The organism is Flavobacterium sp. (assembly GCF_027533505.1).
In the GTDB taxonomy this organism is placed as follows: domain Bacteria; phylum Bacteroidota; class Bacteroidia; order Flavobacteriales; family Flavobacteriaceae; genus Flavobacterium.
The window spans coordinates 20,732-37,892 of record NZ_JAPZUB010000037.1 but is presented as its reverse complement, the minus strand read 5'-3'; the positions used below and the strand labels follow the sequence as shown (position 1 = coordinate 37,892).

At 45.3% G+C, this 17,161-nt stretch carries 15 protein-coding genes; 7 read left to right on the top strand and 8 right to left on the bottom strand.

Annotated features, from left to right (window positions below):
* Positions 1–44: 44 nt before the first annotated feature.
* Positions 45–626, bottom strand: coding sequence for a tRNA-(ms[2]io[6]A)-hydroxylase (locus O9316_RS08480; protein WP_073361423.1), 582 nt, complete (start codon positions 624–626; stop codon positions 45–47).
* Between the two features lie 47 nt (positions 627–673).
* Between O9316_RS08480 and O9316_RS08475 the strand changes: the two genes are divergently transcribed.
* Complete coding sequence (locus tag O9316_RS08475) at positions 674–1,897, top strand: glycosyltransferase family 4 protein (RefSeq protein WP_298203457.1); 1,224 nt, start codon at positions 674–676, stop codon at positions 1,895–1,897.
* Between the two features lie 25 nt (positions 1,898–1,922).
* Here O9316_RS08475 and O9316_RS08470 read toward each other — a convergent pair whose 3' ends face one another.
* Genes O9316_RS08470 through O9316_RS08455 form a run of 4 tightly spaced genes read right to left on the bottom strand, consistent with a single transcriptional unit; the run spans position 1,923 to position 6,447 of the window.
* A complete protein-coding gene (locus O9316_RS08470) occupies positions 1,923–2,909 on the bottom strand; it encodes an energy transducer TonB (protein ID WP_298203456.1) in 987 nt (328 codons plus the stop codon).
* Positions 2,910–2,947: 38 nt separating this feature from the next.
* Positions 2,948–4,105: a Na+/H+ antiporter NhaA gene (gene nhaA, locus O9316_RS08465; RefSeq protein ID WP_298203455.1), complete on the bottom strand. Its 1,158-nt coding sequence runs from the start codon at positions 4,103–4,105 to the stop codon at positions 2,948–2,950.
* On the bottom strand, positions 4,102–5,331 hold the full coding sequence (locus O9316_RS08460; RefSeq protein WP_298203454.1) for a Glu/Leu/Phe/Val dehydrogenase dimerization domain-containing protein: 1,230 nt from the start codon (positions 5,329–5,331) through the stop codon (positions 4,102–4,104). Before O9316_RS08460 ends, nhaA begins: the two co-directional genes overlap by 4 nt.
* Before the next feature lie 42 nt (positions 5,332–5,373).
* Positions 5,374–6,447: an anhydro-N-acetylmuramic acid kinase gene (locus O9316_RS08455; RefSeq protein WP_298203453.1), complete on the bottom strand. Its 1,074-nt coding sequence runs from the start codon at positions 6,445–6,447 to the stop codon at positions 5,374–5,376.
* A gap of 94 nt (positions 6,448–6,541) precedes the next feature.
* Here O9316_RS08455 and O9316_RS08450 point away from each other — a divergent pair, with 94 nt between their 5' ends.
* The 6 genes from O9316_RS08450 to O9316_RS08425 all read left to right on the top strand — a co-directional run bounded on the left by O9316_RS08450 (position 6,542) and on the right by O9316_RS08425 (position 14,635).
* Entirely contained in the window at positions 6,542–7,681 is a 1,140-nt protein-coding gene (locus O9316_RS08450; RefSeq protein ID WP_298203452.1) for an acyl-CoA dehydrogenase, read from the top strand.
* Between the two features lie 130 nt (positions 7,682–7,811).
* Entirely contained in the window at positions 7,812–8,486 is a 675-nt protein-coding gene (locus tag O9316_RS08445; protein WP_298203451.1) for an SDR family oxidoreductase, read from the top strand.
* Between the two features lie 87 nt (positions 8,487–8,573).
* On the top strand, positions 8,574–8,939 hold the full coding sequence (locus O9316_RS08440; protein WP_298203450.1) for a four helix bundle protein: 366 nt from the start codon (positions 8,574–8,576) through the stop codon (positions 8,937–8,939).
* Positions 8,940–9,014: 75 nt separating this feature from the next.
* Positions 9,015–9,584, top strand: a complete 570-nt coding sequence (locus O9316_RS08435; protein ID WP_298203548.1) for a SprT-like domain-containing protein — start codon at positions 9,015–9,017, stop codon at positions 9,582–9,584.
* Between the two features lie 90 nt (positions 9,585–9,674).
* On the top strand, positions 9,675–10,736 hold the full coding sequence (locus tag O9316_RS08430) for a mannose-1-phosphate guanylyltransferase (RefSeq protein ID WP_298203449.1): 1,062 nt from the start codon (positions 9,675–9,677) through the stop codon (positions 10,734–10,736).
* Positions 10,737–10,852: 116 nt separating this feature from the next.
* Entirely contained in the window at positions 10,853–14,635 is a 3,783-nt protein-coding gene (locus O9316_RS08425) for a gliding motility-associated C-terminal domain-containing protein (protein WP_298203448.1), read from the top strand.
* Here the strand turns inward: O9316_RS08425 and O9316_RS08420 are convergent.
* The 3 genes from O9316_RS08420 to O9316_RS08410 all read right to left on the bottom strand — a co-directional run bounded on the left by O9316_RS08420 (position 14,632) and on the right by O9316_RS08410 (position 17,156).
* Positions 14,632–15,399, bottom strand: a complete 768-nt coding sequence (locus O9316_RS08420) for an ATP-binding cassette domain-containing protein (RefSeq protein ID WP_298203447.1) — start codon at positions 15,397–15,399, stop codon at positions 14,632–14,634. The two genes, O9316_RS08425 and O9316_RS08420, sit on opposite strands and share 4 nt — an antisense overlap.
* Positions 15,396–16,136, bottom strand: a complete 741-nt coding sequence (locus tag O9316_RS08415) for an ABC transporter permease (protein WP_073361403.1) — start codon at positions 16,134–16,136, stop codon at positions 15,396–15,398. Before O9316_RS08415 ends, O9316_RS08420 begins: the two co-directional genes overlap by 4 nt.
* Positions 16,137–16,295: 159 nt before the next feature.
* Positions 16,296–17,156 (bottom strand): glycosyltransferase family 2 protein, encoded by an 861-nt coding sequence (locus O9316_RS08410; RefSeq protein ID WP_298203547.1) that lies wholly within the window; start codon positions 17,154–17,156, stop codon positions 16,296–16,298.
* Between the last annotated feature and the right edge of the window lie 5 nt (positions 17,157–17,161).

Below are 17,161 nucleotides of genomic sequence, written 5' to 3'. Positions count from 1 at the left end.
TTGCTTTACGAAGCTTCTAACGCAGCGCCCTACTCCACTATTCTTTACCCGTGTACCGTTTCTTTATTGCCGTATTTGGTGATAATCGAGGCTTCAAAGGCTATCCATTCTTTCCAGCGTTTGTCTACATCGATGGATTCGCTGTATTGACGGGCAAATTTCAAGAAGGTCGTATAATGCCCCGCTTCGCTAATCATCAGTTCGCGGTAAAATTGCGCCAATTCAGGGTCGCTTATGTTGGTCGATAACACTTTAAAACGCTCACAACTTCGTGCTTCAATCATGGCGGCAAAAAGCAAACGCTCAATCAGAGCGTCGTTGCGGCTGCCGTCTTTTTTCATAAATTTGACTAATTCACCCACATAGTCGTCTTTGCGCTCGCGGCCCAACACCAATCCCCGTTTTTTAATCACTTCATGGACCTGTTCAAAATGCTCCAATTCCTCGCGGGCAATGCGCAACATTTCAGTCACCAGTTCCACTTTGTCGGAGTTGTTAACGATGATATAAATCGCATTGGAAGCGGCTTTTTGCTCGCACCAGGCGTGGTCGGTTAAAATTTCCTCGATGTTTGCTTCCACAATATTCACCCAGCGTGGGTCGGTGGCCAATTGTAATCCCAACATAACGATTGCGTTTTGATGCCACAAAATTAAATGTTTTCTTTGTAGGAATGGAAACTCCACGGTTACTTTTTATCGGTCTCGTGTGGCCTGAACCGCATTCGTCGGCAGCCGGCACCCGTTCGTTGCAACTCCTTGCTCTTTTTGCAGCCAAAGGGTACGCCATCACCGTGGCTTCAGCCGCGCACAACCGCGATTTCTCCATCGATTGGGCGGCTTATCCCTACACCTTTCATCCCATAGCCGTCAACGATACGGCCTTCGACGATTGGGTACAAGCCTTGCAACCCGATGTGGTGCTATTTGACCGTTTTGTGACCGAAGAACAGTTCGGCTGGCGCGTGCGCGAACAGTGTCCCCAAGCCTTTACACTACTCGACAGTCAAGACCTTCATTTTTTACGTGCCGCACGACAACAGGCTGTCAAAAAGCAGGTGCCGCTTTCTCGTAGTTTGTTGCTTTCTGATACGGCCAAACGCGAACTCGCTGCCTTTTACCGCTGTGATTGGGTGCTGGTCATTTCGGCTTTTGAATACGAATGGTTGCAAAACGAATGGCAATTCCCAGCGGCCCAATTGGTGTATTTGCCCTTGTTTGGGGAAAAAAGAACTTCGGTGCCCGATTTTGCCTCACGTACCGATTTTGTGTTTATCGGCAATTTTATGCACGACCCCAATACCGATGCGGTACAGCAGTTAAAAGACGTGATTTGGCCAAAAATTAGACGTCAACTGCCCCAGGCACAACTCCATATTTACGGTGCTTATCCTCCCGAACGCATCCAACAAATGCACCAGCCCAAGCAGGGATTTCATTGCCTAGGGCGTGCTCCCGAAGCTTTAGCGGTCATTGCAAACGCCAAGGTCATGTTGGCCCCCTTGCGGTTTGGTGCGGGCATCAAGGGCAAATTGCTCGAGGCGATGCAAATGGGTACGCCCTCCGTTACCACGCCCATTGGCGCCGAAGGAATGCACGATAACGGCTTATGGAATGGGGTTATCACCGAGGATTGGGATGTTTTTGCTGAAGCCGCAGTGACCCTATACACCCAACCCACGACTTGGGCTACGGCACAACAAAATGGATATGCGTTATTGCAACAGCAGTTTTCGGCGGCACCCCATACCGCTACTTTTTGGTCGCGTTGGGAATCGGTAAAGGCCCAGTTGGACGTCCACCGCGAGGCCAATGTGGTAGGGCAATTGCTCAACCACCATACGTTGCAAAGCACCCGTTACCTCTCGAAATGGATTAGTGAAAAGAATAAGACCTAAAAAAAGCGCCCGAGAGCGCTTTTGTTTATTCTGTTAACTTGAAGTTGTAAGTGATTTTCCCCACTTGCCGTTCGGCGCCATCGGGACTGGCCGTCCATTTGGTTTGCAAGGCTGCAATCTTGGCTTGACTAGCCAGGCATGAAGCGGAGTTGGTGGTGCCACGCGCGCCCGGTTTGGCATCGATGACGTTTCCGTTTTTATCCACGGTGATTTGTACTACCACGGTTCCTTCTTCATTACAGGTATAGGCCGGTTGGGGTTTGTTGAGCGCTTTGCGGCCTGCCAGTTCATAACCAGGACCGTTACCGCGTCCGTTGCCACTTCCATTACCGCCGCCACTGCCACTTCCTGAGCCGGGACCCGTTCCGGTGCCATTGCCAGAACCATTTCCGCCTCCTGTACCGCCGCCGCTTCCGCCACTACCGTAGTAGCCGTTGGAACCGAGACTGCCGTTGGTTTTTCCTTTATTGCCCCCGGAGGCATCGTCGCCATCGCCGCCGCGATTCCCTCCCTTAAGGATATTAGCTAAAGCATCATCAACTTTACGAACGGGTTGTTTTACCTCCTTGGGTTGGGTTGTTTTTACGGGAAGGTTGGTGGGCGTCACCGGTTTTTTGGTGGGTTCATTTTTGGGAACCACTACCTCGTCGGGAGCCGCATCCCTATCATCGGTGAGTATACTTTCGTCGGGCGTGGGTGTTGCCGTTGCTTTTTGGTTAGTAACATTAAGGTCGTCGTTGCGGTAATCTGCACCCGAACCAAAATCACTATCGCCAAAGTTCACAGTGACCCCGCCACCGCCACCACCGCCAGCGATCAAAGCCGCCATTTCTTTATCGGAAGGAGGCCAAAAGCGAATGAAAAACAAAACCAAAATCAGCACGGCATAGAGCGCTGTGGCCAAAAGTAACGAGAGTCGCTTGTCTTGAGTGGTCGTTTCTCCGAGCGGTTTAAGACGGTCTTGTGAGCGGTCAAAAGAGACGTCTTGCGAGGAATGTTCTTGGAAATCCATACGCGGTTTTTGATTTTAACGCTGAAAAATACAAAAAATTATGATTGATTGGGCGGAACTGCGCTAGGTGGAAGCGTTTTCTGCAACCAGAGGTAGCCCAAAAGTCCCGATACAGTCGAGGCAATTACAATGACAAACTTGCTATTGTTGATAACGGTCGTATCGTCAAAGGCCAATAGGGTGATAAAGATGGACATAGTAAATCCGATGCCTCCTAGCATCCCGAGTCCCAAGAGCCGCTGCCAAGTAAATCCTTCGGGAAGTTGCGTGAGTTTGAAACGAACGGTGAGCCAACTAAAGGCAAAAATCCCCAACGGTTTCCCCACGATTAAGCCCACTAGAATTCCGATGCTGTAAGGGTGTTGTAAGGTATTAATGAGATTGCCTTCGATCACTACAGCGGTATTGCATAAGGCAAAAATAGGAATAATCACAAAGGCTACGGGATGGTGTAACCACTGTTGGAGTTGGTACGAAATGGTGCGCGGACTCCCATTTTCAAACGGAATGGCAAAGGCCAAGAGCACGCCTGTAATCGTAGCATGCACGCCCGAATGCAACATGAAATACCACATGATAACTCCGCCAATAAGGTATAACAATAGGTTGTTGACCTTTAGTCGGTTGAGGATAAGCAACACACCAAATACACCCAGAGAAATGCCGAGATTCACCAAATCTAAACTATCAGTATAAAAAATGGCAATCATCAAAATTGCGCCCAAGTCATCGATGACAGCCAAAGCGGTCAAAAAAACCTTCAAGGCCACGGGAACCCGTTTGCCCAACAGTGACAAGATACCAATAGCAAAAGCAATATCGGTTGCCATGGGAATGCCATAGCCTTTGTGGGTAGGAGTGTCGTGGTTAAAGACAACAAAGAGCAAGGCCGGAACGAGCATCCCTCCCAAGGCCCCCGCTAAGGGCAGTGCAGCATCTTTGATTTTGGAGAGCTCCCCGATGTAAACTTCCCGTTCGAGTTCGAGTCCGATTAACAGAAAGAAAATAGCCATCAAACCGTCGTTGATCCAATATTCAACGGGTTTTCCTCCCATAGGGGTATGCCACCAATGCAAGTACGCTTCCGACCCTTGGGAATTGGCCAAGAACAAGGAGAGTATTGTGCAAAAAACAAGAACTAATCCACCTGCTTTTTCACTTTCAAAAAAGGAAGTAAATAATCGGGTTACTTTCATGATACGAGTTGTTGAAGGGCAATTTCAAAGGCAGTTGCACTAATGTTTTGTTTGTTGGCCTTGCGGTCGTGTATACGTTCGATGGCCTTTTTGATGGTTTCGGAGGTGTCGTAGAAAATGGCTTCGTCGGTCATTTGGACTTTTTTCTCCATAAAGTAGGCAAACACACGCGCCATGCCACAGTTGGAAATAAAGTCGGGAATCAAGCTCACTTTTTGATCGGTATGTTCCATAATAGGGCCAAAGAAAATTTCCTTGTCTGCAAAAGGCACATTGGCACCACAAGTAATGACTTCCAGACCGCTTTCAATCATGGCATCAACTTGGTCTTGAGTTACCAAACGAGAGGCGGCACAGGGGGCAAATATATGTGCACCCATGGCCCAAATTTTAGTATTAATTTCGGCAAAAGGAATCATGTTTTCGGCCACTAACGTATTGCCGTCTTTGTTGAGGAATAACCGTTTGATTTCATCATAGCTAAATCCGTTTTCATTCAAAACACCTCCATTTCGGTCAATGATTCCAATGACGCGAACGCCCATTTCAGCAAGGTAAAATGCAGCAGCCGAACCCACGTTACCAAATCCTTGCACGATGGCTTTTTTACCCTGAAAATCCCCACCATACGTGTTGTAATAATGGCGAACGGCTTCGGCGACTCCGTATCCCGTAATCATGTCGGCTACGGTATATTTGCGCAATACATCGGGGGAAAATTTGGGGTTTTCAATCACCTTGATGACTCCTTGACGCAATTGCCCAATACGGTTGATTTTGTCGGCATCGGTGGGTTTGAAATGCCCGTTAAACACACCCTCTTGCGGATGCCAAACGCCACATTCTTCGGTCATGGGAATCACCTCATGGATTTCATCGACGTTAAGGTCGCCCCCCGTACCGTAATAACTTTTCAGCAGTGGCGATACCGCTTTGTACCAACGTTTCAACACGTCTTTTTTTCGCGGATCGTTGGGGTCAAAATTGATTCCCGATTTTGCGCCTCCAATAGCAGGGCCGGAAACGGTAAACTTCACTTCCATGGTTTTCGCCAATGAAAGCACCTCGTTCATGTCGAGTCCTTTGCGCATCCGTGTTCCACCGCCGGCCGCTCCACCACGGAGGGCGTTGATTACGGTCCATCCTTCAGCATCGGTTTCGCTATCTTTCCAATGGAAGACAATTTCGGGTTGTTTATTTTCAAATTTTTTAAGTAAATCTTTCATCGTAGTTTGTTTGTGCGGCAAAAGTACGGATTCCATTATAATTCATCCTTTCCAAGGATACACTTTTCCACTGCAATGGTCTTCGTGGGCACCCGTAACGCTTGCAAGCACATTGATTTCTTCCCGTAAACGCAGCACGCCCAACAGGCCAAAAATCAATGCCTCTTTAAATTCTAGTGTGGTAGTATCGGGAACGACGAGTGTCATTTCGGGGAGGTAGGCTTGCATTCGCTCGAGTAAAAAATGGTTGTAAGCGCCTCCGCCAGTGATCAGTAAACGTCCTTGAGCCACAGGTAAGGCCTGGGCGGTTTGTTGGGCAATGTGTTCCACAAAAGTCCGTAAGGCGTCTTCTGGCGAAGGATTAAAGCGTTGCATTAGCGGTAAGACATTTTCACGAACAAATTCAACTCCCAACGATTTAGGAAAAGGTTGTGCGTAGTATTCCAAAGCATTTAAAGCATTCAGCAATTCGGGCAAAAGCGTTCCTCCTGCGGCGCGTTCTCCACCCGCATCATAGGCCATTCCTAGTTGAACCGCATAGTGATTGAGTACAGTATTGACGGGCGAAATATCGAAGGCAATGCGTTGCTGTTGGTGTTCAAAGGACACGTTGGAGAATCCCCCGAGATTGAGGCAATAGGTATATGTTGAAAACAGCATTTGATCGCCGATAGGAACCAAAGGAGCGCCTTGTCCACCGCGTTCCACATCTTGCACACGAAAGTCGCACACCACGGTTTGTTGGCAATAAGAGGCAATTTCAGGAAGGTTGCCGATTTGTAAAGTATATCCTTTCTGCGGTTGGTGTAGTATCGTATGACCATGAGAACACACCGCGTCAAGAGCTTGAAGCTGATGGGTTTGAATAAAAGACGCAATCAACGTGCCGAGATAGGCGGTATATTCTTGATTAAGTTGTTGAAGTTCGGGCAGCGAATAATGCAGGGCATTCTGCAATCGATGGTGCCAAACGTCGGGATAGGGGAGGGTTGCAGCAACGCCGAACGCATAGGTCCAACGCCCGTTTTCGAGCGTGAAAAAAACTTCAGCCAAGTCAATGCCATCGAGGGATGTGCCCGACATGACACCGAGGATATGGTAGGTGTGTTTAGACATTTTTTAAAATTACGAAATCGTTTGAAGTTTCGCGTTTTATATTATACATTTGGAAACCAAAATTAAAATTTACGACTAACAAACACGAATTTATATGGATTTTAATCTTACTGAAGAGCATTTAATGATTCAGCAGGCGGCGCGTGATTTTGCTCAAAACGAATTATTGCCCGGCGTGATTGAACGCGACGAACACTCCAAGTTCCCCACCGAGCAGGTCAAAATGATGGCCGATTTGGGTTTTATGGGTATGATGGTCGACCCCAAATACGGCGGCGCAGGATTGGATAGTATATCGTATGTGTTGGCGATGACGGAGATAGCCAAAGTTGATGCTTCAGCGGCAGTAATCATGTCGGTGAACAATTCTTTGGTATGCGCGGGAATGGAGAAATACTGTAGCGAAGAACAAAAAATGAAATATTTGGTGCCGTTAGCCAAAGGAGAAAAGATTGGTGCTTTTTGTTTGTCAGAGCCTGAAGCAGGTTCGGATGCCACTTCGCAAAAAACGACCGCCAAAGACATGGGGGACTACTATTTGTTGAACGGAACTAAAAACTGGATCACTAACGGATCCACCGCTTCTACCTATTTGGTAATGGCGCAAACCGACCCTGAAAAAGGACATAAAGGAATCAATGCATTCATTGTAGAAAAAGGGTGGGAAGGATTTGAAATTGGACCCAAAGAAAAGAAGATGGGAATCCGCGGTTCGGATACGCACTCCTTAATGTTTACCGATGTAAAAGTGCCCAAAGAAAACCGCATTGGCGAAGATGGTTTTGGATTTTCATTTGCGATGAATGTTTTAAATGGTGGCCGTATTGGTATTGCTTCGCAAGCCTTGGGTATTGCGTATGGTGCCTATGAATTAGCGTTGAAATATGCCCAAGAGCGTAAGGCTTTCGGGAAAGAGATTTTTAAACACCAAGCGATTGCTTTCAAACTGGCCGATATGTATGTGAAAACGACGGCGGCAAAATTGTTGGTGATGAAAGCAGCGGTGGAGAAAGATGAAGGAAAAGATATTGCACACAGTGGGGCGATGGCCAAATTGTACGCTTCTGAAGTGGCGTTGGAAGTTGCCAATGAAGCAGTTCAGATTCACGGAGGGAACGGCTATGTAGCCGAGTATCATGTAGAACGTATGATGCGTGATGCGAAGATTACACAAATTTATGAAGGAACCTCTGAGATTCAACGCATTGTGATTTCTCGCGGACTTATTGCTTAATTTATAGATGATTAGTAAAGAGACCTCCCTTTGTGGAGGTTTTTTTGTGGGTTGAAATCCCTAACTTTGCTTCAAGGACCATGAGCTGCAGATGCACAAAAAATAGAAGTACCAACTAGATATATAACTTATGAATATAATCATTACAGGAACATCCCGTGGAATCGGTTTGCCCTTGGCACTGCAATGTGCTGAAGCGGGACATCATGTGTTGGCGTTATCGCGAAAAATTCCTCAGGAATTGTTGCAACATCCCAATATTACTTGCTTCTCCCTTGATTTAACGGTGGAGAACGATTTGCAACAAGTGCGGGATTTTCTCACCCACAGTTGGAAGCAGGTGGATCGCATTATCCACAATGCGGGGAGTTTGGTCAACAAGCCTTTTGAACAATTGCGTATGGAAGATTTTGAGCAGGTTTATAAAGTGAATGTCTTCGGCGTAGCGATGCTCACCCAAGTGTGTTTGCCCTTCATGCCGGCGGGGAGTCATGTGGTCAGTGTGAGTTCGATGGGCGGTGTACAAGGCAGTATGAAATTCCCCGGATTGGCCGCTTACAGTTCGAGCAAAGGCGCTGTCATTACCTTATCGGAATTACTTGCTGAGGAGTACAAAGAACGCGGTATTGCATTTAATGTCTTGGCCTTAGGAGCGGTTCAAACCGAAATGTTGGAAGAAGCATTCCCGGGGTACCAAGCGCCTGTGTCTGCTGCCGAAATGGCCGATTACATCTATAATTTTACCTTGAAGGGGAATGCTTTTCACAATGGAAAAATTATTCAGGTTTCGTCTTCAACCCCTTAAAAAAATTATGAGTTATGAATTATGAGTTATGAGTTATGAATTATGAGTAGAAGTTCCATTTTATAAAAACTAAATTTTTTACAAGCCATGAAAAATAGTATAATTGCTGAAAAAAGCTTTCAATTAGCATTAAAAGGAGTTCAGTTTTATCAACAAGAATTATTGAAAAATAAAGATTTTGTAACCGAGCGACAGTTTTTGAGATCGGTTACCTCTGTGGGAGCCAATATACGGGAGGCTCATAATGCACAGTCGAAATTGGATTTCATTAGTAAGTTGCACATTGCTCAAAAAGAATGCGCTGAGACCCAGTATTGGTTAGAATTAATGTTGGCCTTCAAGCGTATTTCTGCGGTTCAATTTGAATATTTGAATAAGGAATGTGAAGAAGTTTTTCGGATATTGCGCAGTATTATTTTAACAACAAAACGAAATTTGAACCTTAACTCATAACTCATAACTCATAATTCATAACGCTTAATTTTACCTTTGGAAGTCCTCGCCAAATACCTCCCCGAGCATGCCGTAATGCCTTGTTTTGAGTTGATCAAAACCCATAGTGTGCATTTAAAAATTGTCCATGAGCGGCAAACGCGGCATGGTGATTATCGGAAAGCGGTCAATGGGAAGCACGAGATTACGGTGAATGCCAATTTGAATAAGTACCGTTTTTTGATCACCTTAGTTCACGAGATTGCGCATTTGGTAGCTTTTGAGCACTACGGGAGGCAAATTAAGCCGCATGGGGTTGAATGGAAAATGACGTTCCAACGGCTGATGGTGCCGTTTATTCGCCCCGAGATTTTTCCACATTCGGTGTTGCCATTGGTGGCCCAACATTTTCGTAATCCCACAGCCTCCAGTGATACCGATGCGCGTTTGGCTTATGCGTTAAAACAGTTTGACGAGCGTAAATCGGATGTATATTTTATCCATGAAGTGCCCAACGGTGCTTATTTCCGTCTAAAAAACGGTCGTATTTTTCAAAAACAAGGCCTTCGGGTGAAACGCTACCTTTGTTTGGAAGTGGCTTCGGGAAAAATGTTTTTGTTTAATGCCAATGCTGAGGTTGAACTTGTTCCTGTTCGCGAGGCGTAGCGATTTTAAGTATTTGTTACGATTATTTTCCCCACAAGAATCGGTATATTTGCCCCAAGCAAAGGGTAAAACCTAAATATTGTCAACAGCATGAATTCCAATTATTACGCGATTATAATGGCTGGCGGGGTAGGTTCTCGTTTTTGGCCGGTGAGTACCACTGATTTTCCAAAACAATTTCACGATATGTTGGGTTCGGGGGAAACCTTGATTCAAAAAACGTTTAGTCGTTTGTCGAAGAGTATTCCTCAGGAGAACATTCTGATTTTAACCAATGCGCGGTATAATGCGCTTGTTTTGGAACAGTTACCGCAAATAGCCCCCGAACAAATTATATTAGAGCCTGCCATGCGCAATACCGCGCCCTGTATATTGTATGCTTCGTTAAAAATCAAGAAACAAAATTCCGATGCCCTAGTTGTGGTTGCGCCTAGCGATCATTGGATAGAGGATGAACAAGCGTTTACACAAAATTTACAACAGTGTTTTGATTTTTGTGCCCAAGAGAATGCACTGATGACGTTGGGCATACAACCTACATTTCCCAATACGGGTTTTGGGTATATTGAATACCACCAATCGGAATCGAATCCTGTCAAACCAGTGGTTCAATTTCGCGAAAAACCCGATTATGAAACGGCCAAACACTTTTTGGAACAAGGCAATTTTCTGTGGAACGGTGGAATTTTCATTTGGAACGTACAAGCGATAACAGCAGCTTTTCAGCACTTTCAACCGGCGATGTACGCCTTATTTTCAGCGGGAATGGAACTGTACAACACGCCTGATGAATCCGATTTTATTGCAAAACATTATGCGCATGCAGAAAACATTTCCATTGATTATGCCATTTTAGAACATGCCCGAAATGTCTATGTATTGCCGGCGACATTTGATTGGAATGATTTAGGTACCTGGGGTTCGCTTCATGAAAAATTAGACAAAGATGCTCAGGATAATGCGGTGGTAAATGCTACCGTTATTTTGGAAAATGCTTCCAACAATATTATTCGCGCCGAAGGGAAAAAGCTGATTGTAATTGACGGATTGGATGATTTTATTATTGTAGACCATCATGATGTTTTGTTGATTTACCCCAAAGGGAAGGAGCAAGAGATCAAACGAATTACAGCGAAGGCAAGCGAAATGTAATTTTTTTTAATTTTCCAGTAGACATTCGTTCGGTTTCTACATTGGATTTTATTATCTTTATAAGGTTATTCTTATTATTCAAAAAGTTAATGGAATGAACCTAAATTTTTGTATACATGCGCAATAAGCTACTATTTCATATCAGCCTACTCATATTTATGCTTTTTTCAAAGCTGGCTCAAGCACAATTGAATGATTTTTCATTATCGGTTGTGGTTCAAAATGAAACGTGTACAGGGAATGGAACGTTACAATTTGAATTAACCAATACCACGCCCAATGCCACGGTTACTTTTTCGGTATATGCCTTACCCAATACCACCCAGCCGGTAGTGACCACGACGCAGCTTTCGGTTACCGGACTCACAGCAGGGACCTATCAAGTGGTGGCTTTACAAACGCTTGGGAATGCCAGTAATAGTCAGCAAACAACCGTTACGCTTACCGACGAACGGACAATTTTATCGTATCAAATTTTGGGGCAACAAGTCAACTGTTTCAATGCCGACGTGACGGTTGAAGTTACGGCTGGACAACCCGTTTCGTATGAGATCATTTCGGGTCCGGTGACCTATCCTCCACAGCCTTCCAATCAGTTTTTTAATTTGCCTCCAGGAACTTACTTATTTCGGGTGAATGACAATTGCAATGATGCTATTGTGCAAACGTATACCGTATTTTATGAGAATCCCCCAAATGTAGCCGTAGTAAGTTTGGTGTTGGATTGTGAATTAACCACTTGTGCATTAGGGGCGGGTACACTAACCCTTGCAACCGATGATTCCAACCTTCCGTTGCGCTATCCTTTGACATTAGCATTTACCGCTCAGGCGCCCAATCAAAGTGCTATATCTTGGACACAAACCGTTGCCTCAGGTGGCCCGTTAACTGTGGCTGTCCCCGTACAAATGCCCTTGTTTAATACAAGCAGCAGTACCTATACGGTTGTGATTACGGATGCTTGTGGAAATATTCGAACCTTTGGTCCCATCAACTATAATTCACAGCCCACGGTTTCTGTAACCAGTTTTAAGAATAATTGTTTCGCCGTATTACAGGTTAATCCCTGTTTATTTCTTCCACCGTATACCTTAAATTTTACCCAAGCGCCCCCAGGGTTTAATCCGGCACAGCTGAGTCCCCAGTATCCAGGGCCTTATCAAGATTCTACGGTTCCCTTTGAAGCAACACCTACGAGTGCTATTCCCAATGGCAACTATACCCTTGAATTTACCGACAGTTGCAATCGAACGATCACGTATACATTTACGGTATCTGACCCACCGATGACGTATAATTTAGGGTACCAACCGTCTTTGTGCTCTTGGGTGTTGACTATGCCTATTAACGGCGACCCTGTGGTTTCCGTGATTTTTACTGAGGCACCTCCCGAATATACCCAACAGCTCCCTTTGGATGCCTCAGGGGGTATTGTTGGCGGTGTTTTTGAGGACGAATTGCCTCCCGGGAATTATGAAGTAACCGTAGTCGATAGTTGTGGGATAACGTCGCAATTGACATTCGTGGTAGGGGCGCCTCCCGTAGATGTTGAATTAGTGCCTGGAAATCCCAACGGTTGTATTGGCAATTTAGGGTCGATAGGAATTGGTATTCGTTTCTCTCAATTTCAATCCATTGTGATGACGGAAGCCCCGGCTAATTTCAGTTTTCCGACACCCTACGATTGTACTCCATTTATAGTTCAACCCGTGGCGGTGTATGCTTTTATTCAAAATTTGCCCGTGGGCACCTATACTTTTTCCATAACAGATGTTTGCGGACGTGTTTTTGTACGAAGCGTTACCCTTGTCCCTCAAATCAATACCAACGCCTTAATCAAACAAGAATTGACCGGTTGTGGATTTGGTTTCAGTTCCATCGCCTTACGATCACTCAATGGCGATTTGGTGTCGTCGCAAATCACCGCTGCCCCTCCCGGATATCCTTTTCCATTGCCTCATAATGTGACGGCCAATATTTTTAACGGACGTCTCTACTTGAATGGATTGCCCGCAGGGTCGTATACCATTGCTTCTGTCGATGTTTGTAATGTGCAATTGGAGGAGGAATATACCTTGGAGGGCTATCAAGTGACCCAAAATACCATTGATTTTATCCCAAATTGTGGCTCATTTAACGTGCGCTTGTTTTATACGGATAACAATTTGTCCAATCACGTCTTTTATTTGCAAAAATGGAATCCAACACTAGGGCAGTGGACCCATCCCGGGACGGGAGTTCCTCAAGTCAGTGGGGCCATCCCAAATTCGTCCAATGGGATTCCACTTTTTCAAGGAATGAATTTAAATTTTGCCTATATAGGACAATTCCGAGTGGTTGAAGTTTTTTACTATTTCAGTAATGGAAGTCCAACCTTAGCTACCTGTGTGACGACCTTAAAAGAAGGGTCCTTTTTTGGGGATTTAAAAATTATCAATGCTTATAACGTTCCTTGTGCCGATACGCCGCGTGTGGTGATTGTTGCGCAAGGTGCTGCCCCTCTTTATTATTCGATTACGTCTTTTAACGGACAGCCGTTTACATTAGTCAATGGGACATCCAATATTTTCACAGGGTTACAACCGGGAGTATACAATTTTAGAGTCCAAGACGAATGCGGAAATATAGTGAATCGACTGGTAAATCTCGGGTCGTTAAATCCGCCTGCCATCACGGCCAATAATTTGTGCGAAGGACAATTTGGGCAACTAGCAGTCGATGCTAATGCATTATTTACCTACCAATGGTGGAATGCCAATAATCCCAATCAAATTCTCAGCACCAGTGCAGTACTTCAGTTTAATCCTTTTTTTAATGCAGTCCATGCGGGAACATACTTTGTACGCATCACCTACGCTTTTGCGGGTACAGGATGCCCCGATCAAGTATTGCAATACGTAATTCCGCCCTCAACACTCCCCTTCGCTGGCGATGACGGGGTTGTTTCGTTATGTACGCCTACGCTAACCCTAGATTTGTTTACAGTGTTGTCAGGAAGTTATCAGCCGTTTGGGATTTGGACCGATGTTACAGGAAGTGGTGGACTCAATGGATCGGTTTGGTCCACACAAGGCTTGCCTTTTGGCTTGTATACTTTTGAATACCGGGTCGATGGATTGTGTAATACGTTTGATACGGCAACGGTGGTTGTACAATTCTTCGAACCCCTACCGGAACTCAACATTACGTCCGACCTTGCTTTGTGTGCAGGAAGTCAGTTGGAACTCTCGGCACCTACTATTCCGGGGGCATCTTACCTTTGGGTTGGCCCCAACGGATTTACCTCCACAAGCGCTTCTCCGCCCCCTTTTGCTGCTACTCTTGAAGCTGCAGGAACTTACGAATTGACGGTACAACGCAATACCTGTGTGGCAACCGCTTCGACAAGCGTTGCGGTGACGCCTTTACCTGAATTTACCATAGTGTCTACTTGTGTGAATGGGGCGGTACACCTGGAAGTCCTCCCGCAAACGCCATCCAATTTGGATAACGCTGCTTTAACTTGGACAGGACCTGGCGGATTTCAAGCGACTACGGCAACAGTTGACTTAACAGGACAAGCTGCGGGAACGTATACGGCAGCAGTGACGGTAGATGGTCTTTGTACTACTGCTGTGTCTTTTGATGTACTGAATACCTTTTGCGCATTTCCCAATGTGCTTACGCCCAACGATGATGGGAACAACGACAGCTTTAATTTAACAGGATGGGACGTCGATCGTTTTGAAGTATACAACCGCTGGGGACGACGCGTTTATGCAGAGCGGAATTACCTTAACAGTTGGCGTGGGCAAAATGAAAGCGGCGGACTCTTACCGGATGGGGTGTATTACTATTTGGTGTTTTTACGCAATGGAATAGAGAAACAAGGATGGGTATTGCTCACCTCGGGTCGTTAACTGTCGTCGCGGTTTTGTGCTTTGCGTATTTTTTTAAACAAATTGGAAGAGTAAACAAAATCGGTTACCGCTTCGTTATCCGTTTTGAAAATTTCCTTTTTGGAGCCTTCCCAAGCTAAAATCCCTTCTTTGAGAAAGACAATTTTTTCTCCTATTTCCATTACCGAATTCATATCGTGGGTATTTACCACGGTAGTGATATTGTATTCGACGGTAATTTCATGAATCAAGTTGTCAATAACGATAGAGGTTTTGGGGTCCAGTCCCGAATTGGGTTCGTCACAAAATAAATAGCGCGGATTATTGACTATGGCACGTGCAATTGCCACCCGCTTTTGCATCCCTCCCGATAACTCCGAAGGTTTTTTATGATGGGCATTGACCAAATTTACCCGGTCAATAACAAAATCAACCCGTTCTTTAATTTCCGCTGGAGTCTTGGTGGTAAACATTTTCAGTGGAAAAGCTACATTTTCTTCTACGGTCATGCTGTCAAATAAGGCACTCCCTTGAAAAACCATTCCTATTTCGGTACGTAGCGCTCTACGTTCATCGGCATCCATGTGGGAAAGAATTCGTCCGTCAAAAGAGATAATGCCGTGATCGGGTTGGTGGATGCCCAACAAGGACTTCAACAGCACCGTTTTTCCCGAGCCACTTTGTCCAATGATCAGGTTGGTTTTCCCCGTTTCAAATGTCGTGGTAATCCCTTTCAACACTTTGGCACTCCCAAACGATTTCTCAATGTCTTTAACTTCAATCATGCCAAAAGTAATTGGGTTAAGATATAGTTGGTCAAAATAATGACGACAGAGGTCCACACAAAAGAAACCGTACTCGCTTTTCCGACCTCTAAGGCGCCACCTTTCATATAATAGCCATGAAAAGAGGGAATGGTAGCCAATAAAAAGGCAAAGACAAAGGTTTTGATAAAGGCGTAGGTAATGTGAAACGGAATGAATTCGGTTTGTATCCCTTGAATAAATTGCGCACTACTCGTAAATCCACCGTAAACACCACCCATCCAGCCGCCTAAAACGCCCAAAAACATAGCGATGCCAATAACAAAAGGGTAGAGTAGCAGGGCCATCATTTTGGGGAATACCAAATAGTTGAGCGAATTTACTCCCATGACTTCTAACGCATCAATTTGTTCGGTAACCCGCATGGTTCCGATGCTGGAGGTGATAAACGACCCCATTTTACCCGCCATAATGATGGAAATAAAAGTAGGGGCAAATTCGAGAATCACCGATTGCCGCGTTGCAAATCCGATAAGAAATTTTGGAATCAACGGATTGGTCAAGTTCAATGCCGTTTGGATGGAGACAACACCGCCCACAAAAAAAGAAATAAAACAAACAATACCCAATGAATCGATTATCAAGTCATCGATTTCTTTGAACAGTAAACCGCGCATCACTGACCATTTGGTAGGCTTCGAAAATACCTCCTTGATCATCAAGAAATATTGTCCAATTTGTGTGAGATAACGAAGCATCCGTTCGGGTTATGATTGGCACAAAAGTACGCTTATTTTTTGAAAGACCAAGATAGCGCGGGGGGTGGATTTCGTGTACATTGCAGCACCCATAGGATTCATTGTAGTGCAGTAATTCTCTAGGTTAATTTGAAATTAAAGTCTCAGACCTCACAACGATTAACGCCAAACCCCGTGTAGTTTGGAACGCATTTTTTGCCAACGGTAGCGACGTATAAAACGCGCTTGTTCGGGAGTGACTAATAAGGGTTTTTGGGCCTTTTGGGCTTTCCAGTAGCCGCGAAGATAATCCCAAAACAGGAGTGGTTTTTGTTTGCGTTGGGCGAGTTTTAAAGCCGCAATAGCAGTAATCCAAAATCCATAGCCTAAGGTGTAAAACGCTTCTCCTTGTTTGAAGCGGGCGGCTTGGTTATAACTGGCTCCCGTGGGTTTTAAGTGTTTCACCTGCAAACGTTCGTTGGTGATAATTTTCCAACCGTAAAAGTGGCACAACAACTCATCAACCGTATCCCAACCCATCTGCGGACGTAAGCCACCGATGGCCTGAAAAGCTTCTTTGCGGTAGGCTTTCAGGGCGCCACGGATATGATCTTTGTCGGTCAAGTTTTCGAGTACCCATGTCCCATTTTTTTCGATATAACAAAATCCACCGACCATTCCTACCTTCGAATCGGCTTCAAAATGGGCGTTTAGTGTGGCGATATAATCGGGTGGAAAAATTAAATCGGCGTCAAATTTAGCAATCACATCATAAGGAAGTGTCAGTGCTTTTTCACCCACCTGAAACGCTTGAATGACTTTACTTCCTGGGAGGTGAATGGCTTCGGAGGCGGTATGGACTAATTGAATTTGCGGATAACGCGCAGCCAACGATGCAACAATGGCAGCTGTGGTATCGGTGGAGCCGTCATTGACCACGATAATTTCTTGGGGTAGCTGCGTTTGGGCCATGAGAGATGCCAACGTTTGTCCGATAAACGCTTCTTCATTGTACGTAGGAATAACGACCGCAAACCGCAACATAA

Excerpts from the sequence above, each read along its gene's own strand:
- O9316_RS08480 (WP_073361423.1), bottom strand. The coding sequence starts at position 626 with ATGTTGGGATTACAATTGGCCACCGACCCACGCTGGGTGAATATTGTG.
- O9316_RS08475 (WP_298203457.1), top strand. The coding sequence starts at position 674 with ATGGAAACTCCACGGTTACTTTTTATCGGTCTCGTGTGGCCTGAACCG.
- O9316_RS08470 (WP_298203456.1), bottom strand. The coding sequence starts at position 2,909 with ATGGATTTCCAAGAACATTCCTCGCAAGACGTCTCTTTTGACCGCTCA.
- nhaA (WP_298203455.1), bottom strand. The coding sequence starts at position 4,105 with ATGAAAGTAACCCGATTATTTACTTCCTTTTTTGAAAGTGAAAAAGCA.
- O9316_RS08460 (WP_298203454.1), bottom strand. The coding sequence starts at position 5,331 with ATGAAAGATTTACTTAAAAAATTTGAAAATAAACAACCCGAAATTGTC.
- O9316_RS08455 (WP_298203453.1), bottom strand. The coding sequence starts at position 6,447 with ATGTCTAAACACACCTACCATATCCTCGGTGTCATGTCGGGCACATCC.
- O9316_RS08450 (WP_298203452.1), top strand. The coding sequence starts at position 6,542 with ATGGATTTTAATCTTACTGAAGAGCATTTAATGATTCAGCAGGCGGCG.
- O9316_RS08445 (WP_298203451.1), top strand. The coding sequence starts at position 7,812 with ATGAATATAATCATTACAGGAACATCCCGTGGAATCGGTTTGCCCTTG.
- O9316_RS08440 (WP_298203450.1), top strand. The coding sequence starts at position 8,574 with ATGAAAAATAGTATAATTGCTGAAAAAAGCTTTCAATTAGCATTAAAA.
- O9316_RS08435 (WP_298203548.1), top strand. The coding sequence starts at position 9,015 with ATGCCTTGTTTTGAGTTGATCAAAACCCATAGTGTGCATTTAAAAATT.
- O9316_RS08430 (WP_298203449.1), top strand. The coding sequence starts at position 9,675 with ATGAATTCCAATTATTACGCGATTATAATGGCTGGCGGGGTAGGTTCT.
- O9316_RS08425 (WP_298203448.1), top strand. The coding sequence starts at position 10,853 with ATGCGCAATAAGCTACTATTTCATATCAGCCTACTCATATTTATGCTT.
- O9316_RS08420 (WP_298203447.1), bottom strand. The coding sequence starts at position 15,399 with ATGATTGAAGTTAAAGACATTGAGAAATCGTTTGGGAGTGCCAAAGTG.
- O9316_RS08415 (WP_073361403.1), bottom strand. The coding sequence starts at position 16,136 with ATGCTTCGTTATCTCACACAAATTGGACAATATTTCTTGATGATCAAG.